The organism is Pseudomonas sp. MYb185 (assembly GCF_002979975.1).
Classification (GTDB): Bacteria; Pseudomonadota; Gammaproteobacteria; order Pseudomonadales; family Pseudomonadaceae; genus Halopseudomonas.
Map to the genome: position 1 here is coordinate 294,734 of NZ_PCQD01000003.1, position 21,547 is coordinate 316,280.

General features: G+C 60.2%; 3 protein-coding genes. 2 read left to right on the plus strand and 1 reads right to left on the minus strand.

All coding sequences use genetic code 11. From position 1 onward, the window contains the following. Positions 1 to 16 precede the first annotated feature (16 nt). Positions 17 to 19,528, plus strand: a complete 19,512-nt coding sequence (locus CQ007_RS06260; RefSeq protein WP_105644247.1) for a VCBS domain-containing protein — start codon at positions 17 to 19, stop codon at positions 19,526 to 19,528. Positions 19,529 to 19,838: 310 nt separating this feature from the next. On the opposite strand, the gene CQ007_RS06265 is transcribed toward CQ007_RS06260, so the two are convergent. Further along, positions 19,839 to 20,390, minus strand: a complete 552-nt coding sequence (locus tag CQ007_RS06265) for a DUF2780 domain-containing protein (protein ID WP_256582214.1) — start codon at positions 20,388 to 20,390, stop codon at positions 19,839 to 19,841. Positions 20,391 to 20,526: 136 nt separating this feature from the next. On the opposite strand from CQ007_RS06265, the gene CQ007_RS06270 reads away from it, so the two are divergent. Further along, positions 20,527 to 21,546: a zinc-binding alcohol dehydrogenase family protein gene (locus CQ007_RS06270; protein ID WP_105644249.1), complete on the plus strand. Its 1,020-nt coding sequence runs from the start codon at positions 20,527 to 20,529 to the stop codon at positions 21,544 to 21,546. Position 21,547 lies beyond the last annotated feature (1 nt).

A 21,547-nucleotide genomic window follows, 5' to 3' on the forward strand; every position in this document is an offset into this window, starting at 1 on the left:
CGTGATCGAGGTCGTTATGAACACTTTGGCAACCGTGGTAAACCTGACTGGCCGTGCCTGGGCTGTAGCTGCCGATGGTGAACGTCGTGAGATCAAGGTCGGTGATCGCCTGCGCGGCGATGAAATGCTGATCACCGAGCCGGGCGCCCGGGTCGATCTCGATTTCGGCGACAACCAGGTCCTGACCTTCCTCGGTGAACAGCAGCAGACCGTAGGCGAGGCGGCTGAGGCGGCCCAGGCCGAGCTGCCACCCTCGACACCACGCCCGGCAGCTGAAGATCGCGGGCAGCCCCAGGCCCAGCCCGCACAGGCAAGCGGCGAGCCGGAAGGCCACAACTTCGTCCAGTTGGTGCGCATCAACGAAATCATCGAAGCCGACGGCATCACGCCACTGACCGTCGCCCGTATCCAGGAAGTGCTGCGCCCGCTGGGCATGAGCCTGCCCGACCGCGGCTTCATGCCGGATGAGTGGCGCGAGCATCGCGGAGGCGATGAGCGCCATGAAACCGGCCCGGCTGCCCGCAAACCCGGTCTCAGCATCGAATTGCAGGGCGCCGGCCCCGACGGCGTGTACAACGAAGAAGAGATCGGCCCGGATGGCACCGTCCCCGCCGAGGTGACCCTCGACGATCGGGTACGCGAAGGCGATCAGTTGGTGATCAAGGATGGCAAGGGTAATATCCTGCTCGACCGCCCGGTTACCGCCGAAGACCTGCGCGACGGCGTCACCGTCGAAGTACCGGTTGAGCCAGGCGATCGCAACGTCACGGTCGAAGCCACCGTCACCACACCCCAGGGCTTCACCGGCACTGACCGTGATGACAAGCTGGTGGATAACGATGTGCCCGGTGTCAGCGTCGAGCTGCAGGGTGCCGGCCCGGATGGTGTGTACAACGAGGAAGAGATCGGCCCGGACGGTACCGTGCCGGCGGAAGTGACCTTGGACGACAAGGTCGAAATCGGCGACGTCCTCAAGGTGACCGACAAGGACGGCAACGTCCTGCTCGAACGTCCGGTCACCCAGGACGACCTGGATAATGGTGTCACCGTTCAGGTGCCGGTATCCCCCGGCGACACCGAAGTACCGGTTACCGCCACCATCACCGACCCGGCGGGTAACAGCGGTACCGATACCGACAACAAGCCGGTGGATAATATCGTACCCACGGTGACGGTCGAACTGCAGGGCGCTGGCCCGGACGGGGTGTACAACGAAGAAGAAATTGGCCCGGATGGTACGGTGCCGGCCCTGGTCACCCCCGGCCCGACCGTAGAGGTAGGCGACAATCTGGTAGTCACCGACAAGGACGGCAATATCCTGTTGGAGCGCCCGGTAACCCAGGATGACCTGGACAACGGTGTCATCGTCCAGGTGCCGGTAGCGCCGGGCGACACCGAGATCCCGGTCACCGCCACCATTACTGACCCGGCGGGTAACAGCGGTACCGATACCGACAACAAGCCGGTGGACAACACCGTACCCACCGTCAGCGTCGAACTGCAGGGCGCAGGTCCGGACGGTGTGTATAACGAGGAAGAGATCGGTCCGGACGGCACCGTGCCGGCGCTGGTCATTCCCGGCCCGACCGTGGAAGTGGGCGATACGTTGGTGGTCACCGACAAGGATGGCAATATCCTGTGGAACCGCCCCGTCACCCAGGACGACCTGGATAATGGTGTCACCGTTCAGGTGCCGGTATCCCCCGGCGACACCGAAGTACCGGTTACCGCCACCATCACCGACCCGGCGGGTAACAGCGGTACCGATACCGACAACAAGCCGGTGGATAATATCGTACCCACGGTGACGGTCGAACTGCAGGGCGCCGGCCCGGACGGTGTGTACAACGAAGAAGAAATTGGCCCCGACGGTACGGTGCCGGCCCTGGTCACCCCCGGCCCGACCGTGGAAGTAGGCGATACGCTGGTGGTCACCGACAAGGATGGCAACGTTCTGCTCGAACGTCCGGTCACCCAGGACGATCTGGATAATGGTGTCACCGTTCAGGTGCCGGTAGCGCCGGGCGACACCGAAGTCCCGGTCACCGCCACCATCACCGATCCGGCGGGTAACTCCGGTACCGATACCGACAGCAAGCCGGTGGACAACCTGCCCCCGGTCGCTACGCTCATCGTCGACCAGAACGACATGGATGCGGACCAGATCAGTCTGGATATCAGCACCTATTTCAATGATGCAATCAGCGGCACGAGCCTGACCTACAGCGCTGCTGGCCTGCCCACAGGCTTGAGCATCGACCCGGTAACCGGTGTTATCAGCGGCACCATCGACCATTCCGCCAGCCAGCGAGACAGCGACAGCGATGGCCAGGCCGATGGCCAATACGGCGTCACCATCACCGTGACCGATGAGGCTGGCAACAGTACTGATGCGACCTTCACCTGGACCGTTGGTAATCCGCCGCCGGTAGCTGAGAACGACACCAACACCACACTGGAAGACACCCCGTTGCACGTCGATGCCGCCAATGGCGTGTTGGCCAACGACAGCGACCCGGATGGCGATGAGCAACTGACCGTCGTCGAGTTCACCGTGGAGGGGCAGACCTACAATGCCGGTGAGATCGCCGTCATTCTCGATGTAGGCGAACTGCTGCTCAACGATGACGGCAGCTACCACTTCGTCCCCGAGCCAAACTGGCATGGCGATGTTCCCACCGTGACCTACACCGTCAGCGATGGGGAGGGTGGTATCGATACGGCTGAGCTGAACATTACCGTGACTCCCACCGATGACCCGGTCGATGTGGATGTGCCCATAGTCGATGATGCCACTATCGCCGACGGCAACGTCAACGATCATGTGGTATTCGAAAGCGGCCTGGCCAATGGTTCGGCACCGGAGGCGGATGACCTCAAGGTCGAGTCCAGCTTCACCCTGACCGCCCCGGACGGCCTGGGCAACAGCGGCGCGGTGGTACTGACCTACACCAATATCAATGGCGAGACTCGTACCCTGAACCTGGGCAGGGAGCAGCTTGAACAACTGGGCAACAGCTATCAGGTACTGGATACCCAGTACGGCAAGCTGGAACTCAACGGCTACACCGAGAATGCCGATGGCACCATCACCATCGACTACCAGTACACCCTGGAACGTGCCCCGCAGGTAAGCGGTGACGACAGCCGTGATGAAATCGGTATTCGCGTCACCGATATCGATGGCAGCACCGACGAGGCCACCCTGAGCATCAAGATCGTCGACGATGCACCGGCAGCCCGTGACGACAGCAACAGCATCACTGAAGATGTCACCGCGCCGGTAACCGGCAACGTCATTGCCAATGGCTCGACAGGCGACGTGGCCGATATTCTGGGCGCCGATGGTGCCGAGATCACCGGCATCACCAGCGATAATGTAACGGCCAATAGCTCGATCCTGCAGCCCAACGGCGACCTGGTGATAGAGGGCCAGTACGGCACTCTGACTATCAGCCCGGACGGTTCCTATAGCTACGAACTGGATAACACCAATCTGGCTATTCAGGGGCTTGGCGAGAATGAAGCGCTGGAGGAGGTGTTCAGCTACACCCTGACCGACGGTGACAACGACAGCAGCGATGCGAAGCTGACCATCACCATCAACGGCAGCAACGATGATGTCACGGTGAAGGTACCGGACCCGACCGATCCGACCGACCCCAACTACCCGGTGGTCAATGACCCAGCCGACCCGAATGACCCGGCACGTGGCAATGTCAACGACCATATGGTGTTCGAAAGCGGCCTGCACGGCGGCTCGGCTACAGATGTTGCTGATACCCGTGTCGAATCCAGCTTCACCCTGAGCGCACTGGATGGCCTGGATGACACTGCCGCCATTACCTTCGAGGTGGCTGGCAACACCCTGATTCTGAGAAAGGCCGAGGTCGAAGACCTGGGCAACAACAGCCAGTCCATCACCACCGAATACGGTGAACTGCTACTCAATGGTTATACCCTGAACGCTGATGGCACCATCACCGTTGATTACGAATACACCCTGACCAGTGCTCCGGACAATACGGCGGGCGATGGTGAGTCGACCGACGACACCATCAGGATCACCGTCAATGACCGTGATAGCGACAGTGACAGTCAGGACCTGGTGATTCGGATCATCGACGATGCGCCGACAGCCATGGATGATGCCAATGCCATCACCGAAGATGACCTGTCCATCGCTGGCAATGTCATCACTGGCGGCTCAGCCAATGATGTAGCCGACACGCAGGGTGCCGATGGCGCCACGGTAACCGATATCAGCAGTACCAGCGGCAACCCGGTCGATGACAGTGACCCCAGCGGCATCCTGGTGATCGAGGGCGAGTACGGCACCCTGACCATCGAGCCGGACGGCAGCTATACCTATGAGCTGAACAACGACAGTGCCGAGGTCAACAAACTCAAGGTCGGCGAGACGCTGACCGAGGAGTTCACCTATACCCTGACCGACACGGATGGCGACAGCGATACCGCCACGCTGACCATCACCATCAATGGTAATACCGACGGCGCACCGACCATCGTACCCGAGGATGTCAATGGTCCGGAGGTGCCGGCCGATATTACTACCCAGGGCCATGTCACTGTACATGAGCGCGGCCTGACCGGCAGCGATAGCAGCCATATCAACGATGGCAGCGTGACCATCAGCGCACCCGATGGTTTGGAGAGCATCACTATCGGTGGTGTACCGGTCGATCTGACCCAACTGGCAGCGCTGGACCCCACTGATCCCAGCACCCATATCGAGATCGATACTCCCCAGGGCAAGCTGACCCTGACCGGCTTCGACGTCACCGACGCCGTGGGTGGGGTACCGACCCAGGGTGAACTGCAGTTCACCTACGAGCTGGAAGAGGTGCAGACCACCCCAGCCGATCCGGCTGATCCGGATGCGGGCCGCAACAGCACCGAGACCATTCCGCTAGAGGTTACCGATGCCGGTGGTGGCGCCGGTACCGGCAATCTGGTGATCAATATCATTGACGATGTGCCGGTGGCAGTGGGTGACGAAAACGCCATTACCGAAGATGAGCTGTTGGTGACCGGTAATGTCATCGGTGGCCCCAGTGCATCGGTAGGCGACGAGGCCGATACCGAAGGGGCTGACGGCGCTACGGTTACCGATATCGGCAACGCAGCGACCGGCAATAACATGACCGCATTGCCCAACGGCGACCTGGTGATCGAAGGCGAGTACGGCACCCTGACCATCCGCCCGGACGGCTTCTACACTTATGAACTGAACAATGATCACCCCGACGTCAACGCTCTCAGAGACGGCGATGATTTGCAGGATGTATTCACCTACACCCTGACTGACGGCGACGGTGACAGTGACACTGCTGATCTGACCATCACCATCAACGGCCGTACCGACGGCGCACCGACCATCGTACCTGAGGATGTCAATGGTCCGGATGTGCCGGTCGATATCACTACCCAGGGCCATGTCACCGTACATGAGCGCGGCCTGACCGGTAGCGATAGCAGTCATATCAACGATGGTAGCGTGACCATCAGCGCCCCCGATGGTCTGGAGAGCATCACTATCGGTGGTGTACCGGTCGACCTGACCCAACTGGCAGCGCTGGATCCCACTGATCCCAGCACCCATATCGAGATCGATACTCCCCAGGGCAAGCTGACCCTGACCGGCTTCGATGTCACCGACGCCGTGGGTGGGGTACCGACCCAGGGTGAACTGCAGTTCACCTACGAGCTGGAAGAGGTGCAGACCACCCCAGCCGATCCGGCTGATCCGGATGCGGGCCGCAACAGCACCGAGACCATTCCGCTGGAGGTTACCGATGCCGGTGGTGGCACCGGTACCGGCGACTTGGTGATCAACATCATCGATGATGTGCCGGTGGCCGAGGATGACGTCAACGCCATCACCGAAGATGAGCTTGCGGTAAGCGGCAACGTCATCGGTGGTTCTGGTGCGTCTGCAGGTGATGAGGCGGATACTGAAGGCGCCGACGGCGCCACGGTGACCGATATCAGCAGTACCAGCGGCAACCCGGTCGATGACAGCGACCCCAGCGGCATTCTGGTGATCGAAGGCGAGTATGGCACTCTGACCATCGAGCCGGACGGCAGCTATACCTATGAGCTGAACAACGACAGTGCCGAGGTCAACAAACTCAAGGCCGGCGAGACGCTGACCGAGGAGTTCACCTACACGCTGACCGATGCGGATGGCGACAGCGATACCGCCAGGCTGACCATCACCATCAACGGCAACACCGACGGTACGCCGAGCATCACTCCGGATGATGTCAACGGTAATGGCGCTATCAATGGCCACAACACCGTACAGGAAAGCGGTCTGGCAGGTGGCTCCACGGCGGGTGATGACAGCAATATCGTCGATGGTGCCATCCAGATCAGCGCCGGTGACGGCCTGGCCAGCATCACCATTGGCGGTCAGAGCTTCACCCTGGCTGAACTGCAAGATCTGAGCTCCAGCCCATCGGCAGCCATCCCGGTCGACGGTGGCATCCTGGTGCTGACCGGCTTTACCGGTGGTGACCTGGTGGGTGGCGTACCGACTTCCGGCACATTGGAATACAGTTACACCCTGACTGGTGAGCGTACCCACAGCGGCGGTGAGGACCAATCGCTGCTGCTGGATATTCCGCTGAGCGTCACCGATGCCGGCAACGAAACAGCCAACGGTACCCTGACCATCCAGGTGATGGATGACGTACCGACTGCTGTTGCCGACATCGGCAATGTCATCGAAGGCGCCACCCTTACGGTGAACGCCGCCGATGGCGTATTGGATAACGATACCTCCGGTGCCGATGGCTGGGCTGGCACCGGTGCCGTGGTTGGTGTAGCTGCGGGTGACACCAATGCCAACAGCAGTGGCGGTGTCGGCGGCAGAATCGATGGCCAATATGGTTATCTGATCCTGAATGCCGATGGCAGCTATGCCTACGTATCGACCGCCGATGCGACTACCGCTGATGCGGTGGACGTATTCACCTACACCGTGCGTGATGGTGATGGTGACCTGTCCCATACCACGCTGACTATCAACGTATCCGATGTCAGCCTGAATCCGGAGAATACGACCACCAGTGTCAACGAAAGTGGCCTGGTGGGAGGGACCAGCGAAGGGGATGATGATCACATCGCCACTGGACAGGTTACCCTGTCGCCGGGCCTGGAAGTCATACCCGGCAGCGGCACCACGGAGCATGGCACCTTCACCATCGACCAGGATGGCAGCTACACCTATACCCTGACCGGGAACACCTCGGGGGATAACACCACCGACAGCTTTACCTACGTCAGTACGGACGCCAATGGCAACACCGTCACCAACACCGTGATCATCGAGATCATCGACGATGAGCCGGTGGCAGTAAATGACGAAAACGCCATCACCGAAGATGAGCTTGCGGTAAGCGGCAACGTCATCGGTGGCCCCAGTGCTTCGACAGGTGACGAGGCTGATACCCAAGGTGCCGACGGTGCGACGGTTACCGAGATCGGCAACGCCGCGACCGGCAACAGCATGATCACCTTGCCCAATGGTGACCTGGTAATCGAAGGCCAGTACGGCACCCTGACCATCCGCCCGGATGGCTTCTACACCTACGAGCTGGACAACAACCACCCTGACGTTAACGGTCTCAAGGATGGCGACGACCTGCGGGAAGTGTTCACCTATACCTTGACTGACGGGGACGGCGATAGCGACAGCGCTGAGCTGGCCATCACCATCAACGGTCGTACCGATGGCGTACCGGGCGTGAGTATCACCGATCACAACGGTCTTGAGGTCGGTCACAACAGCATTGCCGAGGACGCCACCGCACCGGTGACCGGCGAGTTCACCGTCACTGCGCCGGATGGCCTGGAGTCGATCAGCGTTGCTGGCACAACCATCACAGAAGCCGGGCTGGCCGACCTGACCACGGCACCAGTTAGCATCCCGGGTGCTGAAGGCACTCTGACCCTGACTGGCTATGACCCGGTCACCGGCAAAGTCAGCTACGAATACCAGCAGACGGGCAACAGCAAGGATCACAGCGGCGGTGATAACAGCGTCACCGACAGCTTCCCGATCACCGTGACTGACAGGGGTGGCGATACTTCTGCTCCGTCTGACCTGGAGATCCTCATCACCGATACCGCGCCCGCCGCCAACCCGGACATTGGCAGTATCGACGAGGATGGCTCACCGCTGAGCGGCAACCTGATCACCGATCCCGGTGCCGGCGAGGATGAGATCGGTGCGGATATCACCACTGTCACCAATGTCAGCAGCAACAACGAGCCGGGCAATACCGCCAGCAATGCCGGCGGGACCCTGGTGATTGACGGTGAATACGGCACCCTGACCATCCTGCCGAATGGGGACTACACCTACGAGCTGCACGACAGCGCCAAGGTCAATGCGCTCAAGGATGGCGATACGCCCCAGGACGTGTTCACCTACACCATCACCGACAGTGACGGTGATGCCGATAGCACCACCCTGACCATCACCATCAACGGCAACACCGATGGCGCACCGACCATCACGCCGGAAGATGGCAATGATGATGATCCGAATGACTTCCTGACCAACGGCCACGCCACCGTATACGAGCGCGGCCTGATGAACGGGGATAGCAGCGGCAGTCATATCACCGATGGCAGCATCACCATTACCGCGCCCGATGGCCTGGGCAGCCTGGTTATCGGTGGCACGTCTGTCAGCCTGGCCCAGCTGGAAGCGCTGGACCCGGCTGATCCCGATACCCATATCGAGATCGACACTCCCGAGGGCAAGCTGATCCTGACCGAGTTCGTGGTTGATCCGGCTGACCGGGTCGGTGGTGTGCCGACCGAGGGTGAGCTCAAGTTCAGCTACGAGCTGGAAGAGGTGCAGAACACCCCGGCTGATCCGGCAGACCCGACCGTTGGTCGCAACAACAGCGAGCAGATTCCGCTGACCGTCATCGATGCCGGTGGCGATGAGGCCGATGGCACGCTGATCATCAATATCATCGACGATACTCCCACCGCCGCCCCCGACAACGGCACTGTTACCGAAGGCGAGACTCTCACTGTGGACGCCGACAACGGTGTACTGGCAAACGATACCGCCGGTGCCGATGGCTGGGCCGGCACCGGTGCCGTGGTCGGTGTGGCTGCGGGTGACACCAATGCCAACAGCAGTGGCGGCGTTGGTGGTCGGATCGATGGCCAGTATGGCTACCTGGTCCTGAATGCCGACGGCAGCTATGAGTACATATCCACCGCTGACGCTGTGACTGGCGATGAAGTGGATATATTTACCTACACCGTACGTGACGACGATGGTGACCTGTCCCATACCACGCTGACCATCAACGTAACGGATGTCAGCCTGCCACCCATCATCACGCCGAACGACAGTGTTAACGAGAGCGGCCTGGCTGGCGGCTCCACCGAGGGCGATAACAGCCATACCACCACCGGCCAGGTCATCCTGCCGCCCGGTCTGGAAGTCGTGCCTGACAGCGGCACCAGCACCCACGGCACCTTCACCATCGACCAGGATGGCAGCTACACCTATATCCTGACGGGCAATACCAGTGGCAACACCACCACCGACAGCTTTACCTATGTCACCACGGACGCCAATGGCAACACCGTCACTAACACCGTGACCATCAATATCATCGACGATGCGCCGGTAGCGGAGGATGACGTCAACAGCGTCCCGGCCGGCAGCTATGCCGAAGTTACCGGAGAGCTGATCAATGGCGGCCTGGGTGGCGCAGGCAAGGATACCGAGGGGGCCGATGGTGCGACGGTAACCAGCGTGGTCAATACCCCTGTCGGAGAGCCGGCTGGAACACCGGTAGCGGTATCGACCGATGGCTCCACCACGACCATCAATGGCCAATATGGTGTGCTGACCGTCGAAGCCGACGGCAGCTACAGCTACCAGCGCAACCCCGGCACTCCCGGCGGTGTGCAGGATGTATTCAGCTACACCCTGACCGACAGTGATGGCGACGATGACACCGCCACGCTGACCATCAATATCGGCGATGCCACGCCGACCATCAGCGACCTGACACCGAAACTGAATGGCGGCGAGCTGACCTTTGAAGAGAAACATCTGGCTGATGGCAGCGCACCGGACAGCGCGCAACTGACCAAAACCGGTGACTTCACTATCAGCTCGCCCGATGGCATTGGTAGCCTCACTGTGGGTGGCGTTACCGTTATCGCCAATGGCGTCCTGACCAGCACCACCACGGTCACTACACCGCAGGGCCATACTCTGGAAATCACTGGCTACGACCCGGCCACTGGACGTATCACCTACGAATACACCCTGACCGACCGGGAACACCATGACCAGAGCAGCAGCGATACCGAGCTGTTCGACGATATCCCGGTTGTTCTGACTGACCGGGACGGTGACTCTGTCAATGACACCCTGTCAGTGCGGATCGTGGATGACGTACCGCAAGCCAATGACGACACCCGCAGCATCACCGAGGATGGCCCATCGGTAACCGGTAATGTTATCGAAGGTGACCCAGATGGTGGTGTCGCCGATACCAAAGGCGCCGATGGCGCTACGGTCACCGATATCAGCAGCACCAGCGGCAACCCGGTCGATGACAGTGATCCCAACGGCGTTCTGGTGATCGAAGGCGAGTACGGTACCCTGACCATCGAGCCGGACGGCAGCTATGAGTATGTGCTGAACAACGAGAATGCCGAGGTCAACAAGCTCAAGACCGGCCAGACGCTGGCCGAGGAGTTCACTTACACCCTGACCGATGCAGACGGCGACAGCGATACCGCCAAGTTGACCATCACCATCGACGGTCATACCGATGGCGCACCGAGCATTGTACCAGCGGATGACAACGGCAACGGTGCTATCGACGGCCATAACACCGTACAGGAAAGCGGCTTGGCGGGTGGTTCCACGGCGGGTGATGGCAGCCATATCACTTCCGGCAGCATCCAGATCAGTGCAGATGATGGTCTTGCCAGCATCACCATTGGTGGGCGGAGCTTCACCCTGGTCGAACTGCAGGATCTGAGCGTGGGCAACCCATCGGCAGCCATCCCGGTCGAAGGCGGCACCTTGGTGCTGACTGGCTTCACCGGTGGTGATCTGGTGGGCGGCGTACCGACCTCCGGCACACTGCAATACACCTACACCCTGACCGGTGAGCGCACTCACAGTGCCCAAGGCGATGACGCCGTACTGCTGGATATTCCGCTGAGCGTCACCGATGCCGGCAACGAAACCGTCAACGGCACCCTGACCATCCAGGTAGTGGATGATGTGCCTACCGCCGTTAACGACACCGCCGAGGTCGCAGCCGGTGAATTCGAGCTGGTAGAGAACGGCAACGTCCTCACCAACGATACCGAGGGGGCTGACGGTGCCAGGGTTACTGGCGTCGGGCATGAAAGCGACACCAGTGAGACAGCGGTACCGGGTACCGGCAACCTGGTTATCGATGGCGACTACGGCAAGCTGACCATCCATTCCGACGGCAGCTACAGCTACCAGCGCAACCCCGGTACGCCGGGTGATGTGCAGGACGTATTCACCTACACCATCACCGATGGCGATGGCGATACCGCCAGTGCCGAACTGACCATCAACATCGCCGACAGTGCACCTGCGGTGGATATTCCCGCGGCAGGCAGTGGCAGCACCACCGTGTACGAGTCCGGCCTGCCCGATGGTTCGGACAATATTCCCGGTCGCGCCACCACCAGTGGCAGCATCGAGTTCAACTCGGCGGATGGGCTCGGCACTGTCAGCCTGGGTGGGCATACCCTGACCGAGACCGATCAGACCTTCTCCACGACAGGTCCCGATGGAAGCCTGACTGCCCGCTACGAGTACGATCCGGTCACCGGCAAGGGCAGTATCCACTACAGCTATACGCTCGAAGGCACGACCGATGGTGATAACACCTCGGTCAGCTTCCCGGTGGAAATCACCGATCAGGATGGCGATGCGGCACCAGCGGGTAACCTGGTCATCAATATTGTCGATGACGTACCGACCGCTCGACCTGACGAGGAAACCGTCACCGAGGGAGGCAGCGTAAGCGGCGATGTGCTCGGCAACGACGACGCCGGTGCGGATGGCTGGCATGACAACGGCAATGCCGTGGTTGGTGTGGTGAGCGGCACGGGTGGGCCGGTAGAAAACGGGAACGTGGGCACTTCCATCAATGGGACCTACGGTACCCTGACGCTCAATGCCGATGGTAGCTACACCTATCAGTCCAACGCCAATGCAGTGACTGGCGACGAGCAGGATGTGTTCACTTACACCGTCCGTGATGCCGATGGGGATCTGGTTGAGACCACCCTGACCATCAATGTGAACGATGTAACCGGCATCTCGCGTGATACCACCGGCACTGTCGACGAAGCAGGCCTCTCCGCTGGTTCCGACTCTTCTTCGGACAAGGAAACCACCGGTGGCAGTCTGAATCTGGCTGATGGCTGGACTGTGGACCCGAGCAGCGTAGGTGATCAATCAAGCGGTATTGGCACCCTGACCATCAATGCCGATGGCAGCTACAGCTATACCCTGACTAGTCGCACCGAGGATATTGATGGCGAAGATGAAATCGACGAATTCACCTATACCGCCAGAGATCAGTACGGTAATACGGTCACCAACACCGTCATCATCACCATCATCGACGATATACCCAGCGTCACCCTGACCGGTAACGCGCTGGGCGAGGTGCAGGTGGATGAAACCAGCATGGGTACTTCAGCCTCGGCTGACTTCTCCGGTGCCTTCAACGAGCACTTCGGTGCGGATGGTGATAACGGGGATGGTCTGGTCTACACCCTGGAAGTGGATACTGCCGCAACTGGCCTGGTGGATACCGAAACTGGTGACCCGATTGTTCTGGTGGAATCCTCTGATGGTCTGACCGTAACGGGCCATGTAGGTGATGATATCGGTCCGGCGGCCTTTACCATCTCGGTTGATGGCAACGGCAACGTTACCCTGACGCAGACTCGACCCCTGCACCACACCAACCCGAACGACCATGACGACGTAATCCGCCTGCCTGACGGCAGCCTCAAGCTGACCGCCACCGCGACTGATGGTGACGGCGATACCGATGCTGCCTCGGTGGATATCGGTGGGCGTTTCAGTTTCAGGGATGATGGTCCGAGCATCGGTGCGGCACCTGCGCCCGGTGAGGTAGATGAAGCCTATCTGCCGACCGGTAGTGGGGAGGGGACCGATGACCTTTCCACGGTGGCCGAGGCCGACCTGAATGTGGACTTCGGTGCAGATGGACAGGGCGCGCTGGTATTCTCCGCTGATCAAGCGGTACTGCGCGCCTGGCTGGATGCCAGCGGCAACGACAATATCGATCTTGACATCGACGGTGACACCATCACCGCAACCCGTGGCGGGCAGTCAATATTTACCGTTACCCTGGCGGTCGATGGTAGCGGTCAGGCCAGCTACCGCTTCGAGCTGCAAGGCTCGATGTTGCACCGGGATTCTGACCAGAATCATGAGCTGACCTTTGACTACGAGGCGATCGACGGTGATGGCGACCGTGCCAGTGGCAGCTTTGTGGTCGAAGTGGTGGATGACAACCCGCGGACGGAAATCGAGATCAGCATGCTCGAAGACCAGTCCCATGGCCCCTTCACCACCTCGGCCGATGCACGCCCGGACAACATCACCATCAGTACGACTGATGGTGGGCCTGCTATTCCTGGCACACCCAATGGCAGTAACACAGATTACGACGTGGGTCATGGCACCGTCACTGTCCATGAGGATGGTCGGATCACCTATACACCGCTGGACGACTACAGCAACCACGATAATCCGGACGAGTTCTACGTCACGGTCGCCGAAGATCACACCGGCAACGTGACGACCAAGGTGATCGTCAATGTCATTCCGGTGGCGGATGCGCCGGAGCTGACCGTGGATGCCTCCTCGGTGACCACGGATGAGGACGTTGCGATCGGCCTGGGTCTGAATGCTCCGGAGACGACTGACGACACTGACCGGAATGGGTCTGGTACGCCAGGCGACAACCCCGAACGCCTGGGACCAATTACGCTCAGCGGCTTCCCGGCGGGTGCGCAATTGCTGGATGGCACCGATAGCAATAGCGTCCTGCACAGCTTTGATAGCAGTGGCTCGATCACCATTGTTATCAGCGACAATGTAGATGGCCCGCACTTCAATGGTGCTACCGGCACATTGACGCTCACCACCGCGCAATACGAGGCGCTGGGGGTGCTGCCCCCGGCGGAAAGCAGTGCGAACTTCACCGTTGACGTCAGCGTGACCAGCCATGAGGTGGACGAGTCGGGTAATCCATTGACGGTGGATGTGAATGGCGACCCGATTGCTGGTGCCGAATCGACCGTCAGCGTGACCGTCAATGTCCAGGCCGTGACTGACGGCATCGACCTGACAATCCACAATGGCGATGACAATTATGTGGATGCGGATTCGATAGCTAACGCAGTGACTCTGCCCGCTTTCGATGAAGACGGTTCCATCAATCTGAAGGACTATCTGCAGATCACGCTTGATGAGACAGGGGATGGCAACAGCGGCGCTGATACCGATGGCAGTGAGCAGCGCTGGTTCGAGGTCTCAGGGGTGCCGGTGGGTTGGACTGTCGATGGCGTGTTGATTACAACGCCTGACCAGTCGGTGTCGGTCGAGATTCCCAATAGCTACAACGGTGCATCACCCAGCCTGCCGGATATCGTGATCGAGCCGCCGGCGGACTTCAGTGGTGATCTTGACGGTGTGCGGGTCACCCTGCATGCGCAGGATCAGGACGATGATGGTCCGAACCCGGTAGGAACCCAGATCTCGGATTCGGTTTACTTCAATCTCCGAGTCAATCCACAGGGCGGTGATGTGACAGCCGATGATGTCACCACCGAAGAAGATATGGCGGTGGCCTTCCTGCAGCATGTTCGCGTTACCGATACCGGCACCGGTAGTGAAATCATCACCGAGGTTGAGTTCAGCCTGCCCGATGGCTGGACGCTGGTTGAGCTGCCTGCGGGCCAGGGTACTGATTGGGCGATGACAGGCACTGGCACAACGGCTGATCCCTACATCATCACCTCTCCGAACGGCACAGACTTGGAGGAGGTGCTGGGCGACTTCACTGTCTTGCCACCAGCCCATAGCAGCAAGGATGAGGATATCGTCGTCCGGGTAACCAGTACAGACACCAATACTGTTGATGGCGACCCGGTGTCTGATACGGATTATCGTGATCTGACCATCACGGTAGAGGTAACACCCAAAGGGGAGCGGGTCGAGGATATTGGCAATGCCGATCGGGACACGGATGGTAACGGGCAGCCCGACCTGACCATGACCGATGGCCGTGACTACACCACGCCCGGCGCGGAAGATGAGTGGTTCATGCTGGGCCAGGAGGCCGACTTCAACCTGAAGGACGATTGGAGTAACGAAGATGGTCGAGGGCTGGAGAATGGCGGTACAGTCGGTAGTGGCAGCGAGGAAACCTTCGCCCTGCTGACTCCAAACCTGATCGCGGGCGATGGTAGTCAGGCCGATGCCAGCGGCTCGGAGTTCCGCTGGGGGCCGAACGGTGAGTACAGCGAGATCTTTGATGGTGTCAGCCCCGTCGAAGTGCCTCTGGAGTACCTGGATACCCTGCAATTCAAGGCAGCCCCCCACTTCTCCGGTATGTTCGAAATCAGGGTCCAGGCCAAGACCGTGGACTTTGATGAGGACTATCCGGGTGATGAAAGTCGTGCCGATACCCAGATCAGTGGGGAGGCCTGGCTGACCAACGTCCTGATCGCACCCAGGGCCGATACCGTCACCGCCACCGTCACGGCGCGGGTGGAAGGCAATGAGGATGAGCGCATGCCTTTGTCCATCCGCCCGAAATCATCTGATCCATCGGAAACCTTCGAGGTGGATATCGATGGCATTCCGGACGGGGCTACCCTGTGGTACGACGGCCATGAGATTACTGCCGAGAGCGTTGATGATCAGGCCCTGATCGATGCGGGTATTACCGTTACCGATAACGGTGATGGTACCTGGAAAGTTGAGTTCGCCGACTTCGATCCAGAGAAGGGTGGTGCCATGGAAATTCAGGCGCCGTTGGATTCCAACGAGGAGTTCGACCTGAAGGTAACAGCCCGTTCGGTCGACACGCTGGAGGTGCCCGATGATCCTGATTCGCCTTACATAAGCAAATCGGATCCCCATTCGCTGGACATCAAAGTCGCACCTAAAGGTGTCGCCGATCCGGCGGAAATCGAACTCATCGATTACGATGACCCCGGCGTCGAGCCCTTCACCGAAGCGGATGTGGATGCCAATGGCGGTATTGCACTGACGGACCTGATCATCAGCGCAGAACTGAAGGATAACGACACTTCCGAGGTGCTGACCTTCAAGGTCAGCGGTCTGCCGGAGGGCTTCAGTATCGAGGGCGGTACCTTTATGGGGGGTACCGGCACCGGCCGTGAGTGGTCGCTGACCAAGGACCAGTTGGCCAACGCCAAGCTGGTTACGCCGCCCAACTTCAATGGTATCCAGAGCTTCGAGCTGTCTTCGGTGACAACGGAGAATGACGGCGACTCGCTGACCAAACAGCACCAGGTCGAGGTCCGGGTCAGTCCGTCGCCGGAGGCCACCATCAACCTCGGGGCTTCTCTGGATGAAGACGCCAGCAGCAGGCTGGACTTCAGTATTCAGCATCGCAATGGCGATACTGATGAGGTGTTGAGTGAGGTGTGGATCAATGCCAGCGATCTTGCCGGCCTCGACGATCTGATCCTGACCTACGGTCAGGGCGGCCAGTCCCTGGCCGATGCGGCAGCTGATGTCACTAACCCGCACATCGTGCTGGAGGACGGTTACTACAAGCTGAGCGGGGATGCCATCGACAATATCTATGCGCAGGGCCGGGAAAACTGGCACGGTGATGCGTCGTTTGGCGTGCATTATGTGATCACCGATCGGGGCAACGATGGTATGGCGGATGTCAGCGAGGGCACCGGTGATACCTACAATGTCACGGTCAACCCCATTACCGATCAGGTGACGCTGGCCATTCCCGATGCTGACATAAGCATGAACGGGGCTGGCAATACCACCATCAACCTCAATATCGGTAATACCGGCAGTGACTATGATGGCAGTGAACAGCTGACCCGCGTCATCCTGGACAACGTGCCGGATGGTGTGGTGGTCGTGGCTACTGGGGACTATGACGTTGACTACGTTGGCGATGGCACCTGGGTACTCATACCTACGGCTGGCAGTTTCAATGGTACCCAGCAACTGGATATCCGGTTGCAGGTGCATGGCAGTGCAGGAGGATTGGAAGATCACGAGATTGGCGTCACCGTGGTTACCGAAGATGCCGGTAATGGCCAGGAAACACGGGCAAGCCAGAATGTAACCCTGACGACGACTTTCCCCGAAGGCGATCCCGACGATCCTGCCATCATCGTCACATGGGAGCAGACCGATTTCGAGCCGACCGAGGATATTGCCTTCACTCTCGACCAGGCCATCGAGGCTTCGATCGATGACACGGGCGTGGTTGACAGCGGCTTTACCGTCACTCTGACCGACCTGCCACCGGGTACCGAGGTGAGCGGCATGACGCGAACCGTGGTCGATGGCCAGGAGGTATGGAGTGCGTCCGGTACCGGTGGTGATGCCGAGTTGCAGGCGTTGCTGGAGAACATCACGGTAACACCGCCGGCGGACTTCAACCATAATCAGGGCTCGTTTGACTATAACGCCACTCTGACCACCCATACGCCATCCGGTGCGCGCGCCCAGGACAGCATCAGGGTGGAACAAGAGGTGGAGCCGGTGACGGATGAGGCAGATATCACCATCACCATGGATGCGGTTGAGGAAGGGCAGGATCTTGCCATCCATATCGACGTCAGCAACTCGGCGGATGATCCGAACTGGACGCTGATCGACGGCAAGCTGTACCTGACACTGAATGAGCCAGCCGGGATGGCTGGCGGACAGTTGCTGGACAGTGATGGTAATCCGCTGGCGACCGAGCAGGTGGAGGGCGTCGATGGAGTACCCGATGGCATTTACTACGTCATTGATGTGGATAGCGACAACACCGTCGACCTGACCTATCGTCCTGCCGGTCCGCATGTCAGCGGCGATATCACCCTCGAGGCCACTGTTGTCGGCCGGGAGGCCGGCGCTGACAATACTGTCCGCACCACGACCACCCAGGATGGCAGCATCAACCCGGTCAACAGTGGCTATGACTTTGCCGTGGCGGATGTGGTCGGCAATGAGCCTGCCACGGCGGGCGGCAAGGAAGAGGCTATCCAGCTGAATGTCACTGGTAGTGGGCTGGTAGACGACGATGGCTCGGAAAGCGTGCTGGCTGTTCTGCTGAAGAACCTGCCCAATGACTTCCTGGTCTTCGTCGGTGACGATGCCGCCTCGGCGGAGTTGGCAGAGCTGGCCAACAACGCCGGGGGAGAGGGCACCAACACCTGGCTGTTGGAGTTGGATGATGACGGTAATCTGCCGAACTACATTGCCATCCTGCCGCCGAAGAACTGGAGCGGAACCCTGGAGGACCTGGAGTTGGTAGTCATCAGTGGTGAAGGTGCGCTGTCAGAAGAGCGGACCGACTCACAGACCTTCTCCGTAACCGTGGAGCCGGTCGCCAATGGCCTGACCATAGCTCCGACGCCGAGCTTCGGCAGGGAGGGGGAGATCATCGGTCTCAACCTCAATGCCCGCTTCGAGGATCTGCGAAAGGCCGGTGCTACGGATGAGTCCGTAGAGCGGGCAACGGTTGAGTTGAAAGGGCTGGGTGAGCACGCTGCCATCTACGTCGGTGGAGACCTGATCATGGATCGAGTCGAATACGATGAGGTGAACGATGTCTACACCATCTCTGGCCTTACCCAGGGTGAGATAGACCAACTGGGCTTCGTCCAGGCAGCGGGCGATATCAACAACCTGCAGGTACGTGCCCGGACCGAGGAATATGATGCAAGCACAGGCCAGCCTGTTGCCGGCGTCGATCCATCGGATTGGACGCACGGTACTGACGATGACTGGGATGGGGTTGCGGTTACCACCAACATCACCGCCCAGTTTGGTACGTCGGGCGCTGATGAGCTGCTCTGGACCGGTCAGGGAATCCTTAACGGGCGTGGCGGTGATGATACCGTGCAGCTGCGTTTCGGTGAGAGCTTGGACGGTGATGAGCTGGCAGCCCACCTGCGCAATATCGAAATCATCGACCTGAGTATCGACGGCGAGAACCGAATCGAGAATCTGAGCATTGAAGATGTTTTCGCCATGACAGATGACCGCAATACGCTGCAGATCTTCGGGGATGAGGAGGATTCGGTAGGGCTTGCAGGGGATTGGGGCGCGGGTGTTGATAATGGTGCATTCACCACCTACACCGCTATGCACAACGGTTCCGAAGTGAAGCTGGAGGTACAGAACATCCTGATTGACTGATCCACCCCAACCGTTCCCATGCTCAGCGTGGGAACCATCATTCCAACCCCGGCTGGCAGATCAACCTCTGCCACCGGGGTTTTTTGTGTGGAGCGGCTTGGAATCGGAATGTGGCGCCCCGGTCCGCGTCGGGTGCTATGCCAGTGGTGTTACCGGCAGGCACACTGTCGGCGAGCAGGCGCTCGCCAACCCGGCGTCGGGTGTACGGGGAAGTGTCGCGCGTCTGCGCTATACCGGAGGCTGTGCCCGTCCTGACCCTGGCCGGGAATGAGGAAACTGGAGCCGGGGTGGAACCCGGTCCTTCAAACCCTCAACCGGCGGGCTGGCCTGTCCACAGGCTGGTCAGGGTACCGAGCAGCGGCTGGCCGACACCCTGGTTGCCGATGAATTGCAGCAGTGTCGGGGCGAACTGACTGACCATGCTGGCATCCATGCCCAGTGCGGAGAAGGCGTTGCCGACGTCGGTCAGGCTGTGCATTTCGCTCTGCGCGGCACTTTTGGCCAGCGGGTTGGTCTTGCCCAGCAGACCGCTGACGGCTCCGACCTGATTGCCCAGGTCATTACCGGCCAGATTGCTCAGTGCCGGTACGCTGCTCAGCAACTGGCTGTAATCCGTGCTGGGCAACTGGTTCTTGGCCAGACTCAGCAGGGCGCTGGTGCCACCGACGGCCTGTTCCGAGCTGACATTGAGGTCGGTCAGGCGGGTCACCAGCTCGGCGGACTGGGCAGTGGCGGAGTCGGGGGCGGCAATCGCCGAGGTCAGCTTGGCGGCGTCGCCGAGGCTGAAGGCATGGACGGCGCCGGCGCTCAGGCCGAGGGCAAGGGTCAGGGTAAGGCAGAAGCTCTTCTTGATCATCTTCATATTCTCGTTGCGGGTCTGCACAGGTCGGGGCAGGATGTTGCTCCGTTGCCGGGTCGAGTGTAACCGATCTGCGGTGCTGCGGGATCCTGAGGGTTCAAGACCTATACTCAGTCGACATGTGAACGGAGGTGGTGCAATGAAAGCGGTGGGCTATATCGAGCAGTTGCCGATCGAGCATGCGGATGCGTTGCTTGATCTACAACTACCAAGACCGGAGCCGGGCGCGCGCGATCTGCTGGTACGCATCGCAGCGGTGTCGGTCAACCCACGGGATGTCAAAAGCCACCTGAGCTTTGCCGCGACACCACAGCAACCGAGGGTGCTGGGTTATGACGCCTCGGGCGTGGTGGAGGTGGTGGGCCCGGAGGTGACGCTGTTCAAGCCGGGTGATGAGGTGTTCTATGCCGGTGCCGTGGATCGCCAGGGCTCCAATGCGCAGTACCAGCTGGTGGACGAGCGTATCGTCGGTCACAAGCCCCGCCAGCTGGATCATGCCGCTGCGGCATCGGTACCGTTGGTGACGCTGACCGCATTCGAGATGCTGTTCGACCGGCTCGGCATGCCCGAGTCGGCAACCCCGGACAATGCTCCGGTGCTGCTGGTACTCGGCGGTGCCGGTGGCGTGCCATCGGCCGCCATCCAACTGGCCCGCCATGCCGGCGCTACGGTGATTGCCAGCGCCTCCCGGGAGCAGAGCGCACAATGGGTGCGTGATCTGGGGGCTCAGCATGTGATCGATCACAGCAAGCCGCTGGTGGCGCAGATCAATGGGCTGGGCGTGGGGCCGGTGGACTTCGCCTTCTCCACCCATACCAGTGCCGAGGTGTGGGCGGCGCTGGCCGAGGTCATGGCGCCGCAGGGTCGGCTGGGTATCATCGATGACCCGGAGCCGCTGGACTTGCGCCCGTTCAAGGCCAAGAGCATTTCCATCCACTGGGAGTCGATGTTCACCCGCTCGATGTTCCAGACCGCCGACATGCAGCGTCAGCATGAGATCCTCAACCAGATTGCCAGGCTGCTCGATGGCGGCGCGATACGCCCCATGGGCACGGCGCATTACGGCCACATCAATGCCGCCAATCTGCGCCAGGCGCATCAGGCCATCGCCGCAGGGCATACCATTGGCAAGATCGTGCTGGAAGGGTTTGAGGAATAGT

What these genes read in the sequence shown, in the direction of transcription:
- CQ007_RS06260 (WP_105644247.1), top strand. Translation starts at nt 17, where the DNA reads ATGAACACTTTGGCAACCGTGGTAAACCTGACTGGCCGTGCCTGGGCT.
- CQ007_RS06265 (WP_256582214.1), bottom strand. Translation starts at nt 20,390, where the DNA reads ATGAAGATGATCAAGAAGAGCTTCTGCCTTACCCTGACCCTTGCCCTC.
- CQ007_RS06270 (WP_105644249.1), top strand. Translation starts at nt 20,527, where the DNA reads ATGAAAGCGGTGGGCTATATCGAGCAGTTGCCGATCGAGCATGCGGAT.